The sequence below is a fragment of the Solibacillus cecembensis genome (genome assembly GCF_050272495.1).
Lineage (GTDB): Bacteria > Bacillota > Bacilli > Bacillales_A > Planococcaceae > Solibacillus > Solibacillus cecembensis.
The window spans coordinates 112,896-137,061 of record NZ_JBNNMF010000001.1 but is presented as its reverse complement, the minus strand read 5'-3'; the positions used below and the strand labels follow the sequence as shown (position 1 = coordinate 137,061).

Here is a 24,166-nt window from a genome sequence, read left to right as displayed (position 1 = left end):
TAGTAACTAGCGTTATTCAAAATATCAAATTAATATCATTTAGCCTTCCACAGATTGAGGTGATACATTGAAAAAACCAATCCGAATATTATCTTTAAGCATGGACATTCTCGGTGAAATCGACAACTACGAGTCCATGTTTTTTAATCGTTCATGGCATGGTATCGGCGCCATTGAATTACGCATTAATCGATACCAAAAATACGCAGATACATTATTAAAAGATAACCTTATTTTAGTCGGCACTGACTTGAATAAGGTTTTTATTATTAAGCATAGAGAAATCGAACTTGATGAAAACGGTAAGATTACGGAAAATTGGCTAGTGAAAGGTTATGCATTAAAATCAATCGTTGCCCAGCGTATTACAATACCACCATTGCATACGTTACATGATAATAAAAGTGGTAGCGCCGAAACGGTAATGAAGCACTACGTTAACAGTCACCTAATCAATCCTGTGGATGGCAGACGTAAAATACCACAACTAGTGATTGCACCCGATTTACAACGTGGCGTCCACATGACGTATGCTTCTCGCTTTAAAAATGCGGCAGAAGAAATGTCTACATTATCATTAACCAGTGGATTAGGCTGGGATGTAGCGCTTGATATCGGTAATAAAAAGTGGGTATTTGATGTGATGGAAGGACGTAATTTAGTAGCTAGTCAATCGGTTAATGCACCTGTTATTTTCTCGCCACAATTTGAATCGCTGAAATCATTGCAGTACACACAAAGTGAGCTCAATTATAAAAATGTTGCAATCGTTGCTGGGCAGGGTGAAGGGGTAGAACGTCGCGTAATTGAGGTCGGTAATCATTCAGCTATTAATCGCCATGAAATATTCATAGATGCTAGGGATGTTGCTGAAACTGATGATGACGAACAACCGATTCCAGTCGAGAAAGTAATACAGGCATTAACTGATCGTGGGCAACAAAATTTGAATGAGTTGTTGCAAGAAGAATATTTAGAAGGTCAGATATTAACGAATAGTCCTTTTGTATATCAACGTGATTATGATTTAGGGGATGTTGTCACAATTCAAAATAAGGATTGGGGCGTAACAATGGATGCTCGTATTACGGATATAAAGGAAATTCATGAAACGGGTGGATTTAAAATTGAGGCTACATTTGGGAATAATCGACCTACGTTGATACAGAAGATTAAACAGGAGCTTAGTCAGATTAGCGGTGAGGTTAGACGGTAATTGTTTTAATGTTTTTTTAATATCAAAAAGTTATTAATGTTTTTTCAATATAAAGAGCATATGATTATTAAAATAAGGGAGGTTAAGACAATGACTATTATAAGTGATATGAAAGAAAAGCTAGATGAAGCAAAATACTATTTAAAAAACATGGAAATTTCCCAAACTTCGGGTACAAAGCAAGAATTCACATATGCGTTTAGTTCGTTTTTAACAAGTATTAGAAGTGTCACGCAATACGCATATGACCATAAAAAACAAGCATATAATTCATTAATTTCTAATCTTAAATACAAGGATGTATTTACAAATTTAAGAAATGAGAATATACATGCAAAACCTGTAAAAACTTCAAATGCAGGACAAAGCGATTTAGTAGGAGTCATTACGATAACAACCTATGAAAGCGATGCAGATGCATTAGAAGAAGTTAAAGAAGAAAGTAACGCTTCGCCGATAAATGAATATTTTCACATTTTCGAAGGACAATATGATAGACCTGAATATAGGGATAAAACTCTTATCGATTTAGCAGGTTTGTATATTAATGAAGTAGAAAAATTCATTAATGACTTTGAGCAATTGATATAAATCACGTCAGTACTAACTGAGAAAGCCTTCCACGTAATCATTGTGGAGGGCTTTTATTATGCAAAAATAAAATATAAAGGATGAGGTACATGGATATGTTAGAATACTTACAACAATTTTTAGAATCAGATAGCACAAAATTAATTTACATTTTAGCGTTGATTTTAAGTGCCAACATGATTGATTTTACAATCGGTTGGTTAAACGCTAAATTTAATCCGAAAGTAAAATTTAGTAGCGCAAAAGCCATTTTCGGTATTGCTCGTAAATTAATATTATTTATCGTATTGGTTTACGCGATTCCAGTAGCATTATTAATGCCAGAACCATTAGGAGTTAGTGCGCTATATGTATTGTACGGCGGCTATTTATTCAGCGAAATTAATTCCATTTTGAATCATTTTAAATTAACTGACGATGATAAAAGTATGGACCCATTTATTGAGTTTTTCAAAGGACTCATGCGTAGAGGTGATAAATAATGATTACAATTTCTCCAGGACATTACGGTCCATTTACCGGAGCTAGTGGTATTATCGATGAAGTAACCGAAGCAATTAAAGTAGCAAAACGAGTAATGTCCATTTTACGTGCAGCGGATATTATCACAAATTACATCGAGGACAATGTGAGTAAATCGCAATCAGCTAATATTAATTGGCTCATTGCGCAGCATAATAAATCAAGTCGTGACATTGATGTATCTATCCATTTTAATTCATCGGCTAGCACACACAGTAGGGGCATCGGAGTAGAAACGTTAGTATATAGCGATAAAAATGCCGATACTGCTGCAAGCATTACAAGCGCAATTAGTAATGCATCGGGTTTAAAAAGTCGAGGTGCAAAAATCCGTACAGATTTAGGATTGCTGAAAGGTACGAATAAACCGTGTTATTTAATTGAAGTTTGCTTTGTAAATGATTCTGTAGACGTCGCATTGTACAAGCGTGATTTTGAAAAGATATGCCAAGCGATTGCTGAACAATTAGCAAAAGCGGCAGGTAAAACGTTGAAGCCATCCACAACATTAACTGTGGATGACAAAGCGCGTGATCTAATCCGTAAAGCAGTTGCAGATGAAGTATTTACTTCACCGCATACTGACGTTGATAAGTATTCAACGGAAAAGTTATTAGAATATGCATTGATTTATATTGAGCGTAAAGTTAAATAATTTTCAAAGACCAAGATAGCTTAATTGCCGTCTTGGTCTTTTTTTATCTGTTAACGTAATCCCAATAACCAAATAAATGGTGTAAATAAATATTGTAATGGATGTATTACCAATGATAGGATAATATTTTACTCGCAAAAATAACATAATTTTCAAGATGGCACGGTACAATAATAGAATCTGACTAGTCGGTAAGTGTAAATGTAAATGTAGATATAAGAAAGAGAGAAATGAGGTTTTAAAGATGAGAAATATATGTCCTGTTTGCGGATTTGATGAGTTAACAGATCCACCGTATAGTAAATTTTCTAATCCGTCTTTTGAAATATGTGGTTGTTGTGGTTTTCAATTCGGTTTTGATGATATGAGTGAAGGTAAATCATTTGAAGAGTTTAGAAATAGTTGGATTGATAACAACTATGAATGGTTTAACGAATACAAGAAACCGAAAAATTGGGATTATAAAGAACAATTAAAAAACTTACAATTACTTTAAATTATAGGTAAAGATAAAAAGCCCATGTACTCAATTAATTTTGAGCCTGGGCTTGGTTTATTTTAATAGAGTAATAGTTTTACAAAAAGTAAAAAATGCTATAAATTGGTATATAACTGGCAACCTATTAACTGATTTGTAGTTGGTATTGCTATGTATCATTTAGGTTACATAATCTCCATATGAAGTTGGTTAATGGTTACCAGCCAGAAAAGCCAACAACGGGATAGGAGATATGTATAATGAAAAGGGATTTAAAGCGTGATTTGATTTTTGCAGGTTTAATTATTTTTCTGGGTGTTTATGTACAAATGATTGAAGTGAAATTTGATATTTCCATTAACAAAGATAATATTGGTACAACTGTTTTATTTATTCTAGGTATTGTATTTACACTTTACACTAGTTGGGATAATGGAAATAAAAAATTGTAACGGAAAATATATAAATACTCAGAATGAAAAGGGAAGGGGGTGGTAAAAAAATGAAAATTGGGCGTGTATTAGCGCAAGTTTTTGCGCAGATAAATTATACACTTAGAATCTGATGTTAATAATATTTATTTATAAAAACGCTTTAACTTTTCATTCAGCTATCCCTTAGTTGGTGGACCGTCATAATTTATGGCGGTCTTTTTTTATTTCCATAAATTTTTTCTTGCCAAAATACAAACATCTGTTCTAATATGTATACAAACAGATGTTCTTGTGTAGATTAGGTAAAGGGGAATTTCATCGTGCCAATAGTAAACAACAATAACTTACAAGTGATATTTGGAACAGGTGATATAGCAATTAAAATTGGGTGTAAAGGCAAGACGAATCCAAGTGTAATGCAATTTGTAGAAGTAGAGAAATCACGTATAGGTCAACATGTGGAGATAGGTAGTAACGAAAAGATGAAGGTTGATGAGGCTCCGATAGCATTAGTTTTCAACAAAATTGAAAGTTTAGACGTCGTAATTAATCAATTACTAAAATTAAGAGGAATAATGGGAGGTAACTAAAGTGAGTGAACAACTGATTAAAGCTATGCAACGCAATCAATTATTGAACATGATGTATGTAGCCAAAAATGGTTCTATAACGAAAAGGCAAATTAAAATCATCAAGGTTGTTGGTGATTCATTTCAAGCATTTTGTTTCACAAGGCAAGCAAAGCGTACTTTTTTAATCAGTAACGTTCTCGCAATCACTCCTGTTATTCGAAAAGAGCGTGAGGTTGTATGAATTACGAGGGCATGCCTAATCGTCCAATCATTTGCATAGACATGAAAAGTTTTTATGCAAGTTGTATAGCTATGTTAGAAGGATTAGATATTATGAAAGATCCTATTGCAGTCATCGGTAACTTTGACCAACCAGGAAGTGTGGTACTTGCAGCATCCCCAGTCATGAAGGAAAGATTTAAAATCAAAACCGGTAACCGCCGTTACGAAATCCCAAAGCACCCTGATATCAAACTATTTGAGCCTAAGATGAAATTTTTTATTCAAATGTCTATGAATATTACCAAACTTATTGCCAACTATGTACCTGCGGATGCTATACATGTATATAGTGTGGATGAAAGTTTTGTGGATTTAACTGGCACGGAAAAGTTATGGGGTTCTCCAGAAGAAACAGCTAAGGAAATTCAAAGAGCTATTCTTGACCAATTCAATGTACTTAGCGCAGTAGGAATGGGACCTAACATGTTAATGGCTAAATTAGCGTTGGATTTGGAGTCCAAGAAAACCGGGTTTGCAAAATGGACTTATGAAGACATTCCTAAAAAGTTATGGCCAGTACGTCCACTATCTGAAATGTGGGGTATCGGTAGACAAATGGAAGTTAATTTAAATGCTATGGGCATTCAAACAATCGGTGGATTGGCAAATACTGATTTAAAGGAATTAGAAAAACGTTTTGGTGTGATGGGAAATCAGTTATATCACCATGCATGGGGAATTGATTTATCGAAACTAGGTGAGCCACTAGTTAAAAATCCATCATTAAGTTTCGGTAAGGGGCAAATGCTGATGAAGGATTATCACACTAGAAAAGAAATTTCAGTCGTACTATTGGAAATGTGTGAAGATGTTATGAAGCGTACAAGAGATGCGGGTTTTGTAGGACGAACAATTAGCTTAGGTCTTTCATACAGTCGCCAAGCTATGACAAAAGGATTCCATCGTTCAAGGACTATCGAGGTACCAACTAACGAAACACTTGTGATGCATAAAATGTGCATCGAACTACTTGATGAACACTTTAAAGGTGAACCTGCTCGGCAATTATCAGTTCGCATATCCAACTTAGAGCGAGAGCAAAGTATCCAGTTGGATTTATTTGACGAAAGAAAACCACAACGTAAAATAATTGGACCTACTATGGATGCTATACGCAATAGATTTGGAGCAACATCAATATTAAGGGCAGCTTCTTATACTAAAGCTGGTACGGCTATTAAACGAGATCGCTTAATTGGTGGTCATCTAGCATAGGAGTGATTTATCGATGATACAAGATAGAGGAAATATTAAATGGACCGCTATGATGTTGCCAGAACACCTGGAGTTGCTTAGAGAGTATAAGCAAGCAGACCATGTAGAACCGATAAAAGTGCTTACGGAGTGGGAATTAGAAGAACTACAACAAACAATAGACCAAGCAATAAATCAGCAATTGGATATTAAATTAAATGTGTGGGAAAACGGTAAATATACGCAATGGACTGGAATAATAAAATCGATTAATTCTAATACAAATGAACTTACACTCGAAACACTCCTTAAAACAAAACGAATTCCATTGTCATATGTACAATCAGCACAACTGGAAGTTGATTATTATGATTAAAGCTGACGAAAGGCAGTTGCTACACAAATACTTATTGATAGAATTAGCCGTGAAATCATTACAGATTGATTATCAAAAGACTGAACAATTTAAAATGAAGGTAGTTTTTCTGCCTTTAATGGATGCGCTACTAAAAGAATTGCGCCAAGAATTTTTCAATCTTAAAAGACAACTTGCAAAGCAACGTATAAGAGTTGTAGGTTGGACGACTGTTGACGAATACTTTAGTGATGTACAAGTAGCAACTTCAGGAGGCGACGTAGTACTTCGTTATGCTAATCAAGCTATAAAATCGCAAGTGGAGAAATTGATTATTGGTCGTATGAATAAATAAAAAGCTGCCGTTTTGAATAACTATTAATCAAAATGACAGCTTCTTTGTATTTATTTATTTATTTATTTATTTAAAAGAGGCCTTGTTCAACTAAAGCCCCCGTTAGTTTAAGTACATTCTTTCACAATTTCAATAGGGATCCCATCAGAATTAGTGTGGACTTACAACTTTGAGAAATGGGCTACGTATACAAGATTTTATACAATACTTGAGCCAGTGCAGTTTCTTTTTAACAGCGTTGAAAGCCTTGTTATATCTAGGTTCAAACGATTGTGCATAAAAAGATGTATATGAATAGAATAAAGAAAAACACTTAAAACATTGATATAACAACATTTTAAGTGTTCTGTTGTAACCCCAAACTTTGATTTGGGAACGTTATTTTGAATAGCTATGTATGCTGCATAGTGAGAATTAATTAACCAAATTAATCCCCAAAATGAATCATCCATTTATTTTTTTTTATTGCTTCATCAATTTTTTTTATTAAATTCTCAAGTTCTTCTGATTTATAATTGTCGTTCACTTCACGCACAATCTTTAAAAAGTAAGCATGAGAATTCGGTGGTATCAATGTTGTTCCGAAATAGCAGAGATTGTTATACGGTCTATCTGTGCTATGTGCGAATGTCTGTAAGTTGTCTATTTTTTTCCCGAAATCTGTAGCACATAGTTCGTTAAGAAAGTCGCCATCTACGGTTATGCAATCATATTTTTCAGGTTCATATCTAATGTCTTCTTTAATCTCTTCTATACTGTCAATTATTCCAAAATCATGAACATGAGGCATATTAACAACTCCTTCGTCTTACCTTAATATATACATCTACTATCCTATATTCCAATGAATATTTATATAAAATGTCCAAAGAGGTTCCCAAAGCGTCGTTTGGGGACCATTTGAAATCCTTGTTAAACTAAACTGCCTCGTTAGTTTAATAAGAAAAAAGATCTGCAAATGCAACTCGATGAACTTCAAGTAAAGCCCCCGTTAGTTGAATAAGAACACTGCAACAAAAAAGCCAACTAATATATTGACTTAATTTTTTTGAAAACTCTTAAATTGAATAATTGTCCAAGTTCAACTTATATAAAAGTTCATCATCAATTATCTCTCCGGTATTTACAAACCCGACCTTTTCGTATAGCTTTTTAGCTCTTTCATTTTGAGGATCGAAACTTAAAACTACTTCTTTACAATCTTTATTACTTCTCAACTCATCAATTACGATTAACATTGCTTTTATACCATAACCTTTTCGTTGAAACTTATGGTCTATCATTAATCTACAAATCTCGTAATATTTGTTCTCTACAGAATATCCATACATTGTGAACCCTACCATTGTGCTTTCTTCATAAATCGCCTTAATCGTCCATCCTTCTTGAACTTTTGACTGGGCAATCGACAATGCATTTGAGGCAACAAACTTTTGAAATACAGTATTGCTGTTATCCTCATTTGTCGTTAAACGAATACATTCAATCCAATTCTCATTTGTAATTTTTTTTAAATTAATACTCATACCTTTAGTCATTCCTTTCTTAAGTTCGAAATATAATGTTAGAAATCAGAGTTGTTTGAAGTAAATTTTCCATCTAAAAATATTAAAAACATCATTTTGCTTATTGAACTAACCTGCTCCGTTAGTTTAACAAGTACAATTTTCTCTATTTGCTTTTATGTTTGATAATAAAATGTGAACATACTACCATTATGCTTGCTAAATACAAGATTGAAAAACCTATAAAACCTAAATAAGAACTTCCAATTTCAGATGCACCAGAACTAAAAATACTTGCTAGAGTACTACATAAGATAAATCCTATTAGTAACGTTCCAATCCCTAAACCTAATGATTTCAACATAAACATCTCACCTCAATTAAAATAATTTTTTCACTAATCTGCTGCGTTAGTTTAAGTACATTACTTCACAATCTTAATTACAGTAATGCTAACATAAATATCCAATTGAAGGTTAACAATCTTTTTTTAAAATCGAAAAGTGCCTGGTCATTTTTATTTGTAGAATAAACTAAATAATGACCAAAAAGAAATTTTGCCACCTTTTATAGATTATCCAATCCTTATATTGTAAATTTGGAATATAAGGGGGTGAGACAATGCACAAATATAAAATTAAACTTGGCGACGGTAGTGAAATTGAATTTGAAAGTGAATTATTTTTAGCGGATATGTTATCGGACGAAATTAACGGTACCAACATAGCATTTTTTGAAGATGCGGGAATAGGGATAAATTTAGATGGAATTGAGGATTTAAACATCGATGGTCAGACATATACAGTTGGGTATAGTTCGTAAAAAAATAGCCGTCCACAAATCAGTGGATGGCTTATTTTTATTGCATCTTTATTAACGCTTTATCCATCTGCGCCTCATTTGCTTTTACTGCGTCACTATCGGGTGCATCTGCGCCACGATATGTATATTTAGTATTTTGATAAAAATCAAAGGCGAAATCATTTATCGGGGAAGTGGTCTTACCGTAAAAAGAAGTAATAACATTCGCTCTAAAAATATTACTCAACATGTATTCGGCGTTGTTAATGTCAGCGATGTAATTTTTATTTTGATATTCAGTGATGATATATTTTTCGAATTCTTTAATTTCATCTTCTGTTACAGAATAATCTTTCGCATACAACATAACTGCGTCATATTTATCGGTAGGAGAGTCATTTGTTGTAGCGATTTCATCAATTTTACTTTTCCACACGGGAACTTCATTCGCTAATTTTTCTTGACGTTCTTTTTCTTCTTGCTCAACTTTTGCTCTAGCTGCGGCTTCTTCTTTGGTCTTTTGTTCAGCAATCGCTTTCTCTTCTATTTCCTTTTTATATCGAGCATCTCGTTCTTCTTTCGTTTCCTTTGGTTCTTCTGCTTCTTTTTCTACCTCATCAACATTTGCAGTAGTCGCTACAAGCTCACCTTCCTTTTCTTTTTTATCTTCCGTTTCAGATGATTCTGTAGTCGAAATAAAGATAGCAAATGAAGCGATCATAACAACGGCAGATATACCTCCATTGCGTAATTGTTTCTTACCTGCAGCCTTATCCTTTTTAACGAGTTGTAATGCTGCCAATGCGATAAATACCACAATAGAAATCAAACTTAAACCCCAAATAATAAAAAATAATGTATTCATATTAACCCTCCTAATAATTACATTTTAGGTAATTTACTTGGAAATGTACATAATAAAAAGCAGGCAACTGTTATTAGTTATCTGCTAAAAATTCGTTAGTAAGATTTAGTTGTTTATATTTTAGTTCCATCTTCTAGTATGAAATTGATTTCAACCTTCGCATTGCAAACTTCCGCAATATCCTCTAATTCCTTTTCACTAAAATTATCGCGTTTCAACTTATTGGATAAGTTTGATTGTGATGTTTGTAATTTTTCCGCTAAATCCTTCACTGTAATTTCATTTGCAGCTACTAACATTTTTATTTTTCGTGATGCTCCCAATTTTAATTCACTCACCTTCATACACTCGTTTCCTCCATTCTACACTGTTTTTCATTCATTCGAAAATAAAATTCACTTAAAAGTGAAATTAAATACTTTACAAGTGATACCTTTAGATATATTATATATTCAAGAAGTGAATTTGTAAATGTTTTAAGTGAAGTAAATTCACTATAAAATGAATGTGAGGTGAAAGAGTAATGGCGTTTGAATACTTAGCAGAATACGCAACATTTCAATCTGTGGGAGACATGGATGAAGCAGTCAAACAACATATTGATAAATTAAGATTAGATTTAACAACATCTGAGCGCGCTATCGTTTTTGCACTTGCTGGACGTTCATTATTACACGTTGGCGCCAGTCACCTTAAAGCTGAAACAATCGCTAATGCGGTCAGTGTATCGACTAAAACTGTATACCGCAGTATTAAAAAGTTAACTGATCTAAACATTATCGAAAAGGTACTGCAACCGAAATTAAACGGCATTAAAGGCGCTTCAATCTATCGTATTTTACCTTTTGATAATAATGTCCCATCGAATGTGTCTCAACGAGCGGTAGTCGATGAAGCTAGTAATGACGAGGGTTGCCCTCCACAATTTGAAGAGCTAAGCATTAAATCTTTTAATCTTTTAAGTTCTAAACAAGCAAATAATATTATGAGTCTTGAAAATGAATTAGCTTTACAAGCTGAAAAGAAAAAAGAATGGATGAACGAGTATCAAATAATGCTATTCAATTTCTTACACTCGTTGCCTTTGGCTGATAAATTAAAAGATGAATTGCACAAGGTTGTATTAGCTGCACAAGTTAATTCTGTGGAAGGCTTCGTAAAAGCTAAAAATGTAATCTTTAAGATTGCTAAAGATATTGCAGATGGTACTTTAACGGTTACAAGCACATTGAGAGCAGTATTTACAGGAGCGTACAACAAGGCTTTAGAGCGATTAAATAGTAAAGCGGGAAATTCATCTATTATAGAAAAAACTCCAATTAGAGAACGTCCAGTTGAATTTTACGACTGGTTGAATGAACGCGAAAATAATGAACCGATTTATATAAATACTAGACCATCCATCGATAACTGGTTGGGATGGTGAAAAGGGGAGAATGTAAATGTCGCATTTCGAAATAATGGAAGCTGCAGGTCAAACGAACATATTTGATTTTATAACGATTACACCAACTTCAATTCGTAATGTCGGTTTTATGGAAGGTGATAGCGTGAAGATTCGGTTTTATGAAGATGAAGTTTCTTATATAAATAATTGCCATCCACAGTTATTAAATGTAGGGGAAATCGTCGGTAAGCAGCATGATTTTTATTTGATAAATATGAATGGAATTATTGTGGAAGTACCTGGGGAGAAATTAGTACTTGTATAAATACGGTGTTTTATGGAGTAGTTGGTGGATTAGATGTTGTATCAGATTAAAGAGTACCCTAAAACTCGAACTGCTCCACGAAAACCTTGTCATGACGATAGTTTGATACCCATTTTAATGGAGCAGTTCGATGCAACTCTTACTATGTAAGATAACCGTGACGACAACCAAATTACGAAAGGATGAAAATGTGCTGTTTGAAATTTTAACGACAAGTTTAATGGGTGGAATTGCGTTGAAAGCTTTTTCAAAACAAAGGGGATTATCGACAAATGATAGCGGAAAGATTCAACGTATTATGTCACTCTCAGGACTAAATGTACGTGATGGAAAAGATACATTGACCACTCAATTGTTAAAGAAAAAGAAATGCGATTGGGGATGGGAGTATAAATATCGAATTCCTCTTGGTCGGTCATTCAATGACTATGAATCGAAATTAAAAGTGTTTGAAGATGGGTTAAATAATCGCAAGAAAATGATTTCATTTAACGATTTAAAGCAATTGGATTTCGATGCAAATATCGCACAGCAACTTCAATCTCTGTGGAAGGCAAAGCTAACGGAACAAAAGGAAATTGAGTTAGCTTATGACGGCTTATTAATTGTAAGAGTGTACGACAAACCTTTAGTTAAAGAGGTGTCATATGTAACAGGCGTAAGTTGGAAAGTACCTGTAGGGGTCACAAGGGCTATGAATGAATTTAAGTTTCACGACTTTGAAATGATACCTCATTTAGTGCTTGGTGGAGCTACACGATACGGTAAAAGTAATTTCATCAATTCGGCTATTTGCAGTCTAGTTCAAAGTGAACCTGAGCATACGAACCTTTATTTAATCGATCTAAAAGGTGGAGTGGAACTGTGCGATTACGAAAATATAAAACAAACGTTATCAATTGCATATGAGCCGGAAGATGCCCTCCACACTTTACAGGCTGCCTATAACAAAATGCGTGAAATACAGCGTGACTTGAAACGGCTAGGTAAGAAAAATGTTCAACAGGCAAATATAAAGGAACGCTATTTTGTCATTATCGATGAAGTAGGGGAATTAAATGCTGCTGAATCCGTGACGCGAGATGAAAAATTACTTAAACAAGAATGCCAAACGATCATGTCGCAAATTGCACGTTTAGGAGCTGGGTTAGGGTTCCGTTTGGTAGTTGCTACTCAATATCCTGTGGGTGATGTTATCCCACGACAGGTAAAGCAAAATGCAGATGCAAAGCTATGTTTTAGAGTTCAATCATCAGTTGCATCTCGGGTCGTACTGGATGCAGAAGGCGCTGAATCATTACCAATGATTAAAGGAAGGGCCATATACCAAACAGCCGATAAACGCGAAACAGTACAAACACCTTTAATTACACAAGAAACTATCAACGAGACAATTCATCCGAATATCGTTACGAAAGGGGAGCTCGTTGAAGAAACAGCTGTCATCGAGAGAAGAAAAAATCCTATTACTTTTACAGAAGTTTGATTTTCTGACGCGTGATCAATTGAATCAATATTTCCACCTTGGAACGATAGGCAATGCCAACAAGGTTCTATACAAATTAACGGACTACCTCTCAACAATTCGAGATGGGTACGAAACAATTTATTATTTAAACAGTTTGGGTAGGGAGTACGTAGGTTGCGATAAAGTGCGTAGGAAGGGCGGCCAAGTGAAACATACAATCATGCGCAATGAGTTTTGGTTGTTTTATAAAAGCCCTGTAGATTGGAAGAACGAGATTAAAATATCGGATGGTACTACAAACATCATTGTGGATGGGATATTTACGCGAAATGGTTTTCAACATTACCTAGAAGTCGATAATTTTCAGACAATGAAACAAAATCGTGAAAAGATAAAAAGGTATAGAACGTTGATGGATAGCATTGTAAAACAAATGGGCTATTACCCAACAATCGTATGGCTCACAACCACTGAATTAAGGCGTAACCAACTTGAAAAAGCTTGCGAAGGTTTAAAGTGCAAAGTCTATACATTGGAAGACATTAAATAATAGGGGGAATTTAAATGTTATTTAAACGAAATAAAATGCAAGTGGTTACTGCTGCGGATCAAACTGATTTTAGCGAACGTTTTGAAGCGTTAGGGAAAATGCGTGAAGAGTCGAAATTTGCAACTCGTAAAGATGTGTTGGTTATGGGAGCTGTTCCAGTCTTAGGTGCTGCAGGATTAATTGCATATAACAAAACGGCTGTTGCGCCCTCCACAGTTGAGGTAGCGGCACCTGTTAGCTATCAACCAATCGAGCCGATTCCTGACATTTCGAGCTTATCCGACACTTATACAACAGTAGCGTTTAATATAGCAGCACCATCACCGACAGGAGTAATTGCAGATACATCATTAGAGATGTTAGCGACTATTTTAAATCCAGTCATCGATATTTTAGTGGCGATATCATTTCCGATTGCTAGTGTAATTATGGTCGGAGCTTGTTTCTTCTTTATGCTTGGAAATTCAGAAAAGGCATGGGGGATGATTATGAATGCAGGGCTCGGTTATGTACTTATTCAATTGTCACCATTGTTTTTGGATATTTTACGTGTAGTTGGTGAAGCGGTTTAATAAGAAAAAGAATACTTAGTGATGGGTGGCATTAAATAATATATTTGTGCCTGAATCATGCCGATTTCATGCCGAATCTATAACAAAACATGCACTATAATAAATAATTCATAGTGCATGTGGTTGCTTTAGTAGCGGTGTTTCTACTATTATAATTAATCATAACTAAACTTTGGCAATTCCCATATGGAATGGACATCAAATACTAGATGAATTGCAAATGTTTTCAAGTTTTCGTTGAAAAAAAGTTGCATTATCCGCCAATCTGTTATACATTTTGCAACAGGAAACACTTTGAAAAAATATTGACAAATCGCAATGAGCGAATTTGATAAAATAAAAACCTCTCCAAGGAGGAATAATAGATGGCAGATTATTTAGTAATTGTAGAATCACCCGCAAAGGCAAAAACAATTGAACGATATTTAGGGAAAAAATACAAAGTGAAGGCATCAATAGGGCATGTGCGTGATTTACCGCGAAGTCAGATGGGGATTGATACAGAAAATGAGTATCAACCAAAATATATTACAATTCGCGGAAAAGGCCCTGTTTTGCAAGAATTGAAAACAGCAGCAAAAAAAGTAAAAAAAATCTATCTCGCGGCCGATCCAGATCGCGAAGGGGAAGCAATAGCTTGGCACTTGGCGAATGCATTGAATGTGGATATTGATTCGGATTGCCGAGTTGTATTCAATGAAATTACGAAGGATGCGATTTTAGAAAGCTTTAAACATCCGCGTCCGATTAATATGGATTTAGTAGATGCACAGCAAGCACGTCGAATTTTAGACCGACTTGTAGGTTATAATATTAGTCCGATTTTATGGAAGAAAGTAAAAAAAGGGCTTTCAGCGGGACGAGTTCAGTCTGTATCGCTACGTTTAATTATTGACCGTGAAAATGAGATTAAAAAATTCATACCGGAAGAATACTGGACGGTTGAAGCTTCATTTGAAAAAGGTAAAAAACAATTTGATGCACTTTACTACGGTGATGGTGAAGGTAAAATCAAATTAACGAATGAAGCACAAGTACAGGCAACTTTGAAAAATATTAAAGGAGATTCTTTTGAAGTGAAGAATGTTGTGAAAAAAGAAAGAAGACGAAATGCAGCTCCTGCGTTTACAACTTCTTCTTTACAGCAAGAGGCCGCACGTAAATTAAATTATCGTGCGAAAAAAACGATGATGCTTGCACAGCAACTTTACGAAGGAATTGAAATGAGTAAAAAAGAAGGTGCTACCGGTTTAATTACGTATATGCGTACGGATTCTACACGTATTTCTGATACAGCAAGAGCAGAGGCTGTTGCTTATATTGATGGAAAGTACGGCGAAGCATTTATTGCGCAAGAAGTAAAACAACCGAAAAAGAAAGCCAATGCACAAGACGCTCACGAAGCGATTCGCCCTACGAGTGCAATGCGTACACCTGAAGAGTTGAAGGCGATTTTAAGTCGTGACCAGTTGCGTTTATATCGTTTAATTTGGGAACGTTTTATCGCTAGTCAAATGGCCTCAGCTGTACTAGATACAGTGACGGTAGATTTACAAAACGCAGATGTGCTTTTCCGAGCGAATGGTTCTCAAGTGAAATTCCCTGGATTTATGAAGCTTTATATTGAGGGCACAGATGACCAAGCAGAAGAAACGACGAAATTATTACCTGAAATGGAAGTTGGAAATCAAGTGAAATCCCTTGAAATTGAACCCAAACAACATTTTACACAACCACCACCGCGTTATTCAGAGGCGCGTTTAGTGAAAGCGTTAGAAGAATTAGGTATTGGTCGTCCATCGACATATGCACCGACTTTAGATACAATCCAAAAACGTGGCTATGTACAACTTGATGCAAAGCGCTTTGTTCCAACTGAGCTAGGCGAAATTGTTCATCAAGCGACATTTGAGTTTTTCCCAGAAATTATCAATATTGAATTTACCGCTCAAATGGAGCAAAACTTAGATGGAATTGAAGAAGGCATCACGAAATGGGTAAAAGTAATTGATGACTTTTATAAAGATTTCGAGCCACGCGTAAAATATGCGGATGAGGCTATGGAAAAAATTGAGATTAAAGATGAGCCAGCTGGTGAAGATTGTGAAAAATGTGGCGCGGCGATGGTTTATAAATTAGGTCGATACGGGAAATTTATGGCTTGCTCAGACTTCCCAGACTGCCGCAATACAAAAGCAATCGTAAAATTGATTGATGTCAAATGCCCAACTTGTAAAGAGGGCGAAGTGGTTGAACGAAAATCAAAAACAAAGCGTGTGTTTTACGGCTGTAATCGCTATCCTGAATGTGAATTTGTTTCATGGGATAAGCCAATTAGTAGACCTTGTCCGAAATGTAGCGCATCGTTAGTAGAGAAAAAGCTGAAAAAAGGTGTTCAAATTCAGTGTACGAACAGCGACTGTGATTATGAGGAAACACCTTCACAATAGGTTGGGTAGTGGGTAAAAGAATTATGACTCAACAATTAGTGAATGGTAGGGGTAAAGTACAGGCTTTATGAAATGTATCCAGTAAAGCAAACGCCAACATACCGTACTAATATATTTGTAAGAATAATTTATTCAAATTCTTTATGTGCTGCTTAACAAAAGCAGTATGTGTCATTAAAGAAAAGATACCATTGTAAAATATTGTGAATTTTATTAATTATCAGAAAATTTAATTGCGAAAAGCCCTTAAAGCCTGTTATACTTTAAGGGCTTTTAATTTTGCTCATAATGTAAAACAAATATTGGATAAACTTGGGCAAAATAATGAAAAAATAAGATGATTATTTGATTTATTGATAAAATTACAAAAAAGATGAATAAATCATAGTTTTTTACTTGAAATATTCGCTTGATAGGTATAGTGTCAGTATGTATGTTTATTGTGGTGGTTAAATAATCACTTTTTTCGAAATCCACTTATGAAAAATTCATGGAGGTATAGTAGATGGATCGTCAATCGACAGAAGCATTAGAGCAATTTATTCGATATGTGCAACTCGAAAAAAACTTTTCATTGCATACTGTACGTGAATATGAATATGATTTAATTGATTTTTTTCAGTTTTTAAAAGCTGAAGGAGTTTCCAATATAGTGGAAATTGATTATATCCATGCAAGATTGTACGTGACAAAGCTTTATGATGAACAAAAAGCAAGAACTTCAATATCAAGGAAGATTTCATCCATTCGTTCTTTTTTTCGCTTTTTAAATCGCGAACAGAATATAGATGATGCTCCGTTTCGATCTCTTTATCATCCGAAAAAAGAAGAGCGATTACCGAGTTTTTTTTATGAAGAAGAACTGAATCAACTTTTTGAGAAAAATAAAGGCACTGATCCAAAGCAAGTGCGTAATATGGCATTGTTAGAGCTACTATACGCTACTGGAATACGCGTTAGTGAATGTGTTTCCGTTGAACTTGGAGATATTGATTTTCATTACGGGATCATTCGTGTGATGGGAAAAGGGCGAAAAGAACGTATTATTCCGTTTGGACAATATGCTCAAGATGCCTTAATCTCTTATATGGAACAAGTGCGTCCTCGATTGATGAAAAATCAAAATCACCAAAAAGTTTTTGTTAATATGCGTGGCGGTGAACTTACTGCGCGCGGTGTACGTTATATATTAAGTGAGATGATAGAAAATACGAGTATGCATACGAAAATATATCCACATATGCTACGTCATACATTTGCGACCCATTTGCTCAATAATGGAGCAGATATGCGAACGGTGCAGGAATTATTGGGGCATACTAACCTATCTTCTACACAAATTTATACACATGTAACAAAAGAAGCGTTAAGGAAGACATATATGAATAGTCATCCGAGAGCTTAAATTTAGGGGGATGTGCAATGGGTCAAATTCATGCAACGACAATCTTTGCAGTTCATCATAAAGGTGAATGTGCAATGGCTGGTGATGGTCAAGTAACACTAGGGAATGCAGTCGTAATGAAGCATACTGCTAAAAAGGTCAGACGTCTGTTTAATGGCAAGGTACTGGCTGGCTTTGCGGGTTCGGTTGCGGATGCCTTTACACTTTTTGAAATGTTTGAAGCGAAATTAAATGAATACAATGGGAATTTACAAAGAGCTGCCGTCGAAGTTGCAAAACAATGGCGTGGAGATAAAATGTTACGTCAATTAGAAGCGATGCTACTTGTGATGGATCAATCCACATTATTACTCGTTTCTGGTACGGGTGAAGTAATTGAACCAGATGATGGAATTTTAGCAATTGGTTCAGGTGGAAATTATGCGTTATCAGCAGGGCGTGCATTAAAAAAACATGCAGGTGATCATTTATCTGCGAAAGAAATTGCAGAGGCAGCCTTAACAACAGCAGCTGATATTTGTGTGTTTACGAACCATAATATTATCTTGGAGGCATTGTAATGACAGCGAATAATTTAACGCCAAAACAAATTACGGAACAATTAAATCGACATATTGTCGGGCAAGAAACTGCAAAGCGTGCCGTGGCCATTGCGTTACGAAACCGTTATCGTCGTTCTCTATTACCCGAAGATTTGAAAAATGAAGTCATTCCTAAGAATATTTTAATGATTGGTCCAACGGGTGTTGGTAAAACGGAAATTGCACGCCGACTTGCAAAACTAACGAATGCACCATTTATAAAAGTTGAAGCGACAAAGTTTACAGAAGTAGGGTATGTTGGTCGTGATGTGGAGTCGATGGTACGTGATTTAGTGGAGGCCTCTCGTCGACTTGTGAAGGAAGAGATGGTTGGAGCTGTTCAAGAGCAAGCGGAGTACAATGCGAACGAGCAACTTGTAAAATTATTAGCCCCGTCTAAGTTGAAGGATAAAGTTGTTCAAAATCCATTTGAAATGTTTTTTGGTCAAAAAGATAATCCACAAGAAGACGTAAATCAAACGGAAGATACGGAAGTTCGTTCTCGTCGTGTTCAAATTGCCCAAGATTTAAAAAACGGCAAACTTGAAGAACAATGGGTAACGATTGAAGTAACTGAAGCCCCCCCGTCTATGTTTGATGCAATGCCGGGTATGGATATGAATGCTGGTGGCATGCAAGATATGCTTTCCAATTTAATGCCGAAAAAAACTAAAAAGCGTAAAGTACTAGTAAAAGATGCGCGCCGAATCTTAATACAAGAAGAAGCGAGTAAATTAATCGATTCAGACGAACTATCGAATGAAGCAATCCGAAGAGCAGAGCAGGCAGGCATTATTTTTATTGATGAAATCGATAAAATTGCGAGTAAAGGCTCTTCGTCTGCAGAAGTTTCCCGTGAAGGTGTGCAACGCGATATTTTACCGATTGTGGAAGGGTCTACTGTAACAACGAAATACGGATCTGTTAAAACGGATTATATGCTATTTATTGCAGCAGGGGCTTTCCATATGTCAAAACCAAGCGATTTGATTCCAGAATTGCAAGGGCGATTCCCAATTCGTGTTGAGTTAGAAAAATTGACGAAAGCCGATTTCGTGCGCATTTTGCAAGAACCAGATCAATCATTGATTATCCAATACAAAGCACTGCTTGAAACTGAGGGCGTTACAATTGATTTCACAGAGGCAGCCATTGAACGAATTGCAGAAATTGCAACAGAAGTGAATCAAGAAACCGATAATATTGGTGCGCGCCGTTTGCATACAATTTTAGAACGTTTATTAGAAGAACTATCCTATGAAGCATCAGAAATTGCTCCAGCACATATTGAAATTACGCCGAATTATGTAAATCAAAAGTTGGAAAATATCGTAAAAAACAAAGATTTGTCACAATTTATCTTATAATGCAAGTTGAATTAGTATCATTCAATTGTAAAAACCTTTAGAATATTAAGAGAATTAATACATCCTGTAGGAGGAAACGAAATGAATTTATTATCAAAAACAAGAAAAATTAATGCAATGCTCCAAGCGTCTGCAGGAAAGCCAGTAAACTTTAAGGAAATGGCCGATACATTAGGTGACATTATTGAAAGTAATATATTTATCGTAAGCCGTAAAGGGAAATTACTAGGGATCTCAATTCAACAACAAATTGAAAATGACCGCATTAAAAAGTTTATTGTAGAGCGTCAATTCCCTGAAAAATATACTCAAAATTTATTTAACATTACTGAAACATCTCCAAACCTTGATATTGACAACGAGCATACTGCTTTCCCAGTTGAAAATAAAGAATTATTTGCGACAGGGTTAACAACAATCGTTCCAATTATTGGTGGTGGCGAGCGTTTAGGTACATTAGTGTTAGCGCGTTTCCGTGACCAATTTGAAGATGATGATTTAATCATGGCTGAATACGGTGCAACAGTAGTAGGTATGGAAATTTTACGTGAAAAGTCTGAAGAGATTGAAGAAGAAGCACGCTCGAAAGCTGTTGTTCAAATGGCAATCAATTCATTATCTTATTCAGAGCTTGAAGCGATTGAACATATTTTTGAAGAGTTAGATGGAAATGAAGGTCTATTAGTTGCTTCTAAAATTGCCGACCGTGTTGGAATTACGCGTTCAGTAATCGTGAACGCATTACGTAAGCTGGAATCAGCGGGCGTAATTGAATCACGTTCTTTAGGTATGAAAGGGACGTATATCAAAGTACTAAATGATAAGTTCTTAACGGCCTTAGCTGAAATTAAAATGAAATAATGAATGAATTAAAGTGCAGTTGCTTGTTTAACAAGCAACATTGCACTTTTTTATTTTGTAAAAATGGATTAAAAATAGGGAGGCTTATAAGTAAATACTCATATGAAAGCTTAAAACGAATCAAATTTAATGGATGCTAGATGTTTTTTTGAAAAATAGTTTGAACAAATTGTTACATACATATGTACTTTTGCCAAAAAAATGTAGTGAAATCTCGTTTGAATCATCCAACTAGAGGGAATCTATTAAAAAGAGTAGTGGATGGATATTGAGAAATTCGCGAAAAAGCATTACTTTAAAACTAAATATATAGGATATATTGAAAAAAACAGGGTCGAATGTATTGTTAAATTGTCGAATTGCGAAGAAGTATATACATTTAGAAAAAAGAGGAAATTCGATTTTTTAAAAAATAGTCCCTAAAGACTACTAAAAAGAGTCGAAAGATGATAGACACATCGTTTCATAATTATTACAATTGTATTATATAGAGAAGGCTGTAGTATTACGAAAGAATAGTAGAGGTGAAAAATTTGAATCTTTTTGGCGGAACAATAAATAGTTTGGAAAGAGGACTTACCTACGCGACATTAAAAAATAAAACCATTGCGCAAAATATAGCGAATGTTGACACGCCAAATTACAAAACAAAAGATGTTAGTTTTAAAGACGTGTTTGCTGATGTGAATAAATCGACAATATCTGCAAATCGTACGGATGTGCGACATTATGACTTTCACATTGAAGGTGGGAAAAGTGGCGTATATTCTAATGAAAATTTCCGATCAAGACCGAATGGCAATGCCGTAAATATGGATGCTGAACAAGCGAAGTTAGCGGAAAATACAATTTACTACAATGCGCTAATTGAACGCGTTAACGGGAAGTTTAGAACGTTAAATACAGTTATTAAAGGAGGGAAATAATCATGTCTATATTCCATAGTATGAACACGACCGCCTCTGCACTAACATCCCAACGATTACGTATGGACGTCATTTCGTCTAATATCGCTAACGTAGATACAACACGTGGTAAACAAGTAAATGGAGAATGGGAGCCATATCGCAAAAAATCCATTACTTTAAAAGAAGAGCAAGGTCAGTTTTCAAATTTCTTGAATGTGGCTATGGGGAAAACGGAGAGAAGTGGCGCTGGAAATGGTGTGAAAGTTACTTCTATTAAAGAAGATAATGAGACACCATTTAAACTTGTTTTTGATCCGACACATCCAGATGCAAATGCAGATGGCTATGTACAAATGTCGAATGTTGATTTACTAAAAGAAATGGTTGATTTAATCTCAGCTACACGTTCGTACGAAGCAAATATTACCGTATTCAATGCAAATAAAAGCATGTTAACAAAAGCATTAGAAATAGGGAAAGGGTGATAATTAATGGCGATTAATGCAGTATCCTTTATGTCTCCTACGCAAGCAGTGAATGAATTAAACACGATTAATACACAGGTAACCTCTGCAGATGCACAAAAAACGTTTGCTAATACGCTAAAAGAGGCGATATCTAACGTAAACGCTCAACAAGTGCAATCTGATACGATGACACAAAAATTAATTAGTGGTGGAGATGTCGATCTACACGAAGTAATGATTGCTTCTCAAAAAGCAAGTGTTACATTAAGTGCAACAATTGAAATTCGTAACAAAGCTGTAGAAGCTTACCAAGAAATTATGCGAATGAGCGTATAATTATTTGGATTAACGAACAATAAATTGTTGGGCATTCACTATAACCGGAGGATTCATAATGAATGAACGATTTACAAAAATTAAAAGTGACTCCAGTAGTTTCTGGCAGAGTCGAACGAAAAATCAAAGAGGCGCAATTGTTGGTGCAATTATAGGAATTATTGCGCTGGCAGGTATTCTTACATATTTATCAACACGTACAACGATGGCTCAATTATTCCCAGAATTACCTGCTGCCGAGGTGGGACGGATTACAGAAGCCTTAACTGCACAAGGCGTTACCTATGAAGTCGCAAACGGAGGTACGACAATTTTAGTTCCAGAAGAGCAAGTCGATAACTTAAAAGTATCACTTGCAGCACAGGGGTATCCCGATTCTGGTGAAATTGATAACTCGTTCTTTACGACAAACGCGGGCTTCGGTATGACGGATAACGAATTCGATGTCATTAAAAAGGCGGCAACTGAAACGGATTTAGCCAATTTAATTCGTAAATTTGACGGTGTTAAAGATGCGAATGTCATGATTACGTTACCAGACTCTGGTGTTTTCTTAAAAGATGCGCAAGGTGAGGCAACTGCGGCAATTGTGCTAAACACAGCTCCAGGACATAAGTTTTCTGATGATCAAATTAAAGGGTTATTCAACTTAGTGTCTATGAGTATCCCAAAATTACCAAAAGACAATATTACGATTATGAATCAATACTCGGAGTATTACGATTTAACTGCTGCTGAAAATGGTGGCGGCGGTTTGGACAGTGTGACGGGGCAAATGGAAGTGAAGAAAACAATTGAACGTGATCTTCAACGCCAAGTACAACAAATGCTCGGTACGCTTATTGGTCCAGATAAAGTTGTAGTAAATGTTTCGGCAGATGTTGACTTTAAAAAGGAAAATCGACAAGAAGACTTAATCAAACCTGTTGATGAAGAAAATATGTCAGGGATTGAAATTAGTGCACAACGAATTACAGAAACTTATTCGGGTGGTGCAGGTGCAGAAGGTTCACCTGAAGCAGAAAATCCAACAGACAACCTAATTGATTATGTAGAAGGAACAACTGGAGATGGCGATTACGAGCGCGTCGAGGAAACAATTAATAATGACGTCAATCGTATTCATCGTGAAATTCAAGAAAGTCCTTATAAAATTCGTGATTTAGGCATTCAAGTAATGGTAGAGCCACCAGGAACAGGTGAAGCTACTGCGCTTCCGGATGGTGTTCGTGAAGATATCGAACAAATTTTATCAACGATTGTACGTACTTCTATCGATCAAGAAGCTACTGGTGACTTAACAGACGAAGAAATTGCCAATCGAATTGTCGTGTCTGTACAACAATTCCATGGTAACGATGCCAATGCAACAGCACCAGAATCAGTTATTCCTTGGTGGGTATGGGTAATTGGCGGCATCTTACTAGCTGCGATAGCATTATTAGTCGTGTATGTATTACGTGTTCGTAAGCGTAAACAGCAAGAAGAAGAGCAAAGCATTATTGAAAGACAGCAAGAATTAATAGATGTAGAAGATATTTCTGAAGAAAAAGAAACTGAAGCGACTGTACGCCGCAAGCAATTAGAAAAAATGGCGAAAGATAAGCCAGAAGATTTTGCGAAGCTATTGCGTAGTTGGATTGCTGAAGACTAATAGGAGGTTC

At 35.5% G+C, this 24,166-nt stretch carries 31 protein-coding genes; 26 read left to right on the top strand and 5 right to left on the bottom strand.

Annotation, left to right across the window (positions count from 1 at the left end; translation table 11 throughout):
* The first annotated feature begins 67 nt into the window (after positions 1-67).
* The 11 genes from ACQKIH_RS00700 to ACQKIH_RS00650 all read left to right on the top strand — a co-directional run bounded on the left by ACQKIH_RS00700 (position 68) and on the right by ACQKIH_RS00650 (position 6,654).
* On the top strand, positions 68-1,216 hold the full coding sequence (locus ACQKIH_RS00700; RefSeq protein WP_427762868.1) for a siphovirus ReqiPepy6 Gp37-like family protein: 1,149 nt from the start codon (positions 68-70) through the stop codon (positions 1,214-1,216).
* Positions 1,217-1,306: 90 nt separating this feature from the next.
* On the top strand, positions 1,307-1,807 hold the full coding sequence (locus tag ACQKIH_RS00695) for a hypothetical protein (RefSeq protein ID WP_427762866.1): 501 nt from the start codon (positions 1,307-1,309) through the stop codon (positions 1,805-1,807).
* 89 nt (positions 1,808-1,896) lie between these two features.
* Positions 1,897-2,289 (top strand): phage holin family protein, encoded by a 393-nt coding sequence (locus ACQKIH_RS00690; RefSeq protein WP_427762864.1) that lies wholly within the window; start codon positions 1,897-1,899, stop codon positions 2,287-2,289.
* A complete protein-coding gene (locus tag ACQKIH_RS00685) occupies positions 2,289-2,984 on the top strand; it encodes an N-acetylmuramoyl-L-alanine amidase (RefSeq protein ID WP_427762862.1) in 696 nt (231 codons plus the stop codon). The genes ACQKIH_RS00690 and ACQKIH_RS00685 overlap by 1 nt, the downstream gene beginning before the upstream one ends.
* 244 nt (positions 2,985-3,228) lie before the next feature.
* The gene (locus ACQKIH_RS00680) at positions 3,229-3,480 is read left to right on the top strand and encodes a hypothetical protein (RefSeq protein ID WP_427762861.1); all 252 of its coding nucleotides are present in this window, start codon (positions 3,229-3,231) and stop codon (positions 3,478-3,480) included.
* A 242-nt stretch (positions 3,481-3,722) separates the two neighbouring features.
* The gene (locus ACQKIH_RS00675) at positions 3,723-3,914 is read left to right on the top strand and encodes a hypothetical protein (protein WP_427762859.1); all 192 of its coding nucleotides are present in this window, start codon (positions 3,723-3,725) and stop codon (positions 3,912-3,914) included.
* A gap of 302 nt (positions 3,915-4,216) precedes the next feature.
* The gene (locus ACQKIH_RS00670) at positions 4,217-4,486 is read left to right on the top strand and encodes a hypothetical protein (protein ID WP_427762858.1); all 270 of its coding nucleotides are present in this window, start codon (positions 4,217-4,219) and stop codon (positions 4,484-4,486) included.
* A gap of 1 nt (position 4,487) precedes the next feature.
* The gene (locus ACQKIH_RS00665; RefSeq protein WP_427762857.1) at positions 4,488-4,709 is read left to right on the top strand and encodes a transcriptional regulator; all 222 of its coding nucleotides are present in this window, start codon (positions 4,488-4,490) and stop codon (positions 4,707-4,709) included.
* The gene (locus ACQKIH_RS00660; RefSeq protein WP_427762856.1) at positions 4,706-5,965 is read left to right on the top strand and encodes a Y-family DNA polymerase; all 1,260 of its coding nucleotides are present in this window, start codon (positions 4,706-4,708) and stop codon (positions 5,963-5,965) included. Before ACQKIH_RS00665 ends, ACQKIH_RS00660 begins: the two co-directional genes overlap by 4 nt.
* 13 nt (positions 5,966-5,978) lie before the next feature.
* Complete coding sequence (locus tag ACQKIH_RS00655) at positions 5,979-6,320, top strand: YolD-like family protein (protein ID WP_427762854.1); 342 nt, start codon at positions 5,979-5,981, stop codon at positions 6,318-6,320.
* Entirely contained in the window at positions 6,313-6,654 is a 342-nt protein-coding gene (locus ACQKIH_RS00650) for a YhjD family protein (protein WP_427762853.1), read from the top strand. Before ACQKIH_RS00655 ends, ACQKIH_RS00650 begins: the two co-directional genes overlap by 8 nt.
* A 427-nt stretch (positions 6,655-7,081) precedes the next feature.
* Here the strand turns inward: ACQKIH_RS00650 and ACQKIH_RS00645 are convergent, their stop codons facing one another.
* The 3 genes from ACQKIH_RS00645 to ACQKIH_RS00635 all read right to left on the bottom strand — a co-directional run bounded on the left by ACQKIH_RS00645 (position 7,082) and on the right by ACQKIH_RS00635 (position 8,523).
* A complete protein-coding gene (locus ACQKIH_RS00645) occupies positions 7,082-7,444 on the bottom strand; it encodes a hypothetical protein (protein WP_427762852.1) in 363 nt (120 codons plus the stop codon).
* 268 nt (positions 7,445-7,712) lie between these two features.
* On the bottom strand, positions 7,713-8,180 hold the full coding sequence (locus ACQKIH_RS00640; RefSeq protein ID WP_427762850.1) for a GNAT family N-acetyltransferase: 468 nt from the start codon (positions 8,178-8,180) through the stop codon (positions 7,713-7,715).
* Positions 8,181-8,325: 145 nt separating this feature from the next.
* Positions 8,326-8,523 carry a hypothetical protein gene (locus ACQKIH_RS00635; RefSeq protein ID WP_427762849.1) on the bottom strand — a complete coding sequence of 66 codons (198 nt, stop codon included), beginning with the start codon at positions 8,521-8,523 and terminating at the stop codon, positions 8,326-8,328.
* Between the two features lie 257 nt (positions 8,524-8,780).
* Here ACQKIH_RS00635 and ACQKIH_RS00630 point away from each other — a divergent pair, with 257 nt between their 5' ends.
* Positions 8,781-8,981 carry a hypothetical protein gene (locus tag ACQKIH_RS00630; RefSeq protein WP_427762847.1) on the top strand — a complete coding sequence of 67 codons (201 nt, stop codon included), beginning with the start codon at positions 8,781-8,783 and terminating at the stop codon, positions 8,979-8,981.
* Positions 8,982-9,018: 37 nt separating this feature from the next.
* Here ACQKIH_RS00630 and ACQKIH_RS00625 read toward each other — a convergent pair whose 3' ends face one another.
* Together ACQKIH_RS00625 and ACQKIH_RS00620 are read right to left on the bottom strand one after the other, a co-directional pair.
* Entirely contained in the window at positions 9,019-9,825 is an 807-nt protein-coding gene (locus ACQKIH_RS00625; RefSeq protein WP_427762845.1) for a hypothetical protein, read from the bottom strand.
* A 113-nt stretch (positions 9,826-9,938) separates the two neighbouring features.
* Positions 9,939-10,169, bottom strand: a complete 231-nt coding sequence (locus ACQKIH_RS00620; RefSeq protein WP_427762844.1) for a helix-turn-helix domain-containing protein — start codon at positions 10,167-10,169, stop codon at positions 9,939-9,941.
* A 179-nt stretch (positions 10,170-10,348) separates the two neighbouring features.
* Between ACQKIH_RS00620 and ACQKIH_RS00615 the strand changes: the two genes are divergently transcribed.
* The 14 genes from ACQKIH_RS00615 to fliF all read left to right on the top strand — a co-directional run bounded on the left by ACQKIH_RS00615 (position 10,349) and on the right by fliF (position 24,156).
* Entirely contained in the window at positions 10,349-11,251 is a 903-nt protein-coding gene (locus ACQKIH_RS00615; RefSeq protein WP_427762843.1) for a helix-turn-helix domain-containing protein, read from the top strand.
* A gap of 16 nt (positions 11,252-11,267) precedes the next feature.
* Complete coding sequence (locus ACQKIH_RS00610) at positions 11,268-11,537, top strand: hypothetical protein (RefSeq protein WP_427762842.1); 270 nt, start codon at positions 11,268-11,270, stop codon at positions 11,535-11,537.
* A 130-nt stretch (positions 11,538-11,667) separates the two neighbouring features.
* Positions 11,668-13,023 carry an FtsK/SpoIIIE domain-containing protein gene (locus tag ACQKIH_RS00605; protein ID WP_427762841.1) on the top strand — a complete coding sequence of 452 codons (1,356 nt, stop codon included), beginning with the start codon at positions 11,668-11,670 and terminating at the stop codon, positions 13,021-13,023.
* Positions 12,965-13,555, top strand: a complete 591-nt coding sequence (locus tag ACQKIH_RS00600) for a replication-relaxation family protein (RefSeq protein ID WP_427762840.1) — start codon at positions 12,965-12,967, stop codon at positions 13,553-13,555. Before ACQKIH_RS00605 ends, ACQKIH_RS00600 begins: the two co-directional genes overlap by 59 nt.
* A gap of 14 nt (positions 13,556-13,569) precedes the next feature.
* Positions 13,570-14,127: a hypothetical protein gene (locus ACQKIH_RS00595; protein WP_427762838.1), complete on the top strand. Its 558-nt coding sequence runs from the start codon at positions 13,570-13,572 to the stop codon at positions 14,125-14,127.
* 365 nt (positions 14,128-14,492) lie between these two features.
* The gene (gene topA / locus ACQKIH_RS00590; protein ID WP_427762836.1) at positions 14,493-16,577 is read left to right on the top strand and encodes a type I DNA topoisomerase; all 2,085 of its coding nucleotides are present in this window, start codon (positions 14,493-14,495) and stop codon (positions 16,575-16,577) included.
* A gap of 505 nt (positions 16,578-17,082) precedes the next feature.
* On the top strand, positions 17,083-17,982 hold the full coding sequence (xerC, locus tag ACQKIH_RS00585) for a tyrosine recombinase XerC (RefSeq protein ID WP_057987061.1): 900 nt from the start codon (positions 17,083-17,085) through the stop codon (positions 17,980-17,982).
* A 17-nt stretch (positions 17,983-17,999) separates the two neighbouring features.
* Positions 18,000-18,542 carry an ATP-dependent protease subunit HslV gene (hslV, locus tag ACQKIH_RS00580; RefSeq protein ID WP_057987060.1) on the top strand — a complete coding sequence of 181 codons (543 nt, stop codon included), beginning with the start codon at positions 18,000-18,002 and terminating at the stop codon, positions 18,540-18,542.
* Positions 18,542-19,930 carry an ATP-dependent protease ATPase subunit HslU gene (hslU, locus tag ACQKIH_RS00575; RefSeq protein WP_057987058.1) on the top strand — a complete coding sequence of 463 codons (1,389 nt, stop codon included), beginning with the start codon at positions 18,542-18,544 and terminating at the stop codon, positions 19,928-19,930. Before hslV ends, hslU begins: the two co-directional genes overlap by 1 nt.
* Before the next feature lie 81 nt (positions 19,931-20,011).
* Positions 20,012-20,791: a GTP-sensing pleiotropic transcriptional regulator CodY gene (gene codY, locus ACQKIH_RS00570; protein WP_057987056.1), complete on the top strand. Its 780-nt coding sequence runs from the start codon at positions 20,012-20,014 to the stop codon at positions 20,789-20,791.
* A gap of 533 nt (positions 20,792-21,324) precedes the next feature.
* Positions 21,325-21,717, top strand: a complete 393-nt coding sequence (gene flgB / locus ACQKIH_RS00565; protein ID WP_057987054.1) for a flagellar basal body rod protein FlgB — start codon at positions 21,325-21,327, stop codon at positions 21,715-21,717.
* A 2-nt stretch (positions 21,718-21,719) separates the two neighbouring features.
* A complete protein-coding gene (gene flgC / locus ACQKIH_RS00560; RefSeq protein ID WP_057987052.1) occupies positions 21,720-22,184 on the top strand; it encodes a flagellar basal body rod protein FlgC in 465 nt (154 codons plus the stop codon).
* A gap of 6 nt (positions 22,185-22,190) precedes the next feature.
* Positions 22,191-22,502 carry a flagellar hook-basal body complex protein FliE gene (gene fliE / locus ACQKIH_RS00555; protein ID WP_057987049.1) on the top strand — a complete coding sequence of 104 codons (312 nt, stop codon included), beginning with the start codon at positions 22,191-22,193 and terminating at the stop codon, positions 22,500-22,502.
* 58 nt (positions 22,503-22,560) lie between these two features.
* Complete coding sequence (fliF, locus tag ACQKIH_RS00550; RefSeq protein WP_057987047.1) at positions 22,561-24,156, top strand: flagellar basal-body MS-ring/collar protein FliF; 1,596 nt, start codon at positions 22,561-22,563, stop codon at positions 24,154-24,156.
* The last annotated feature ends 10 nt before the right edge of the window (positions 24,157-24,166 follow it).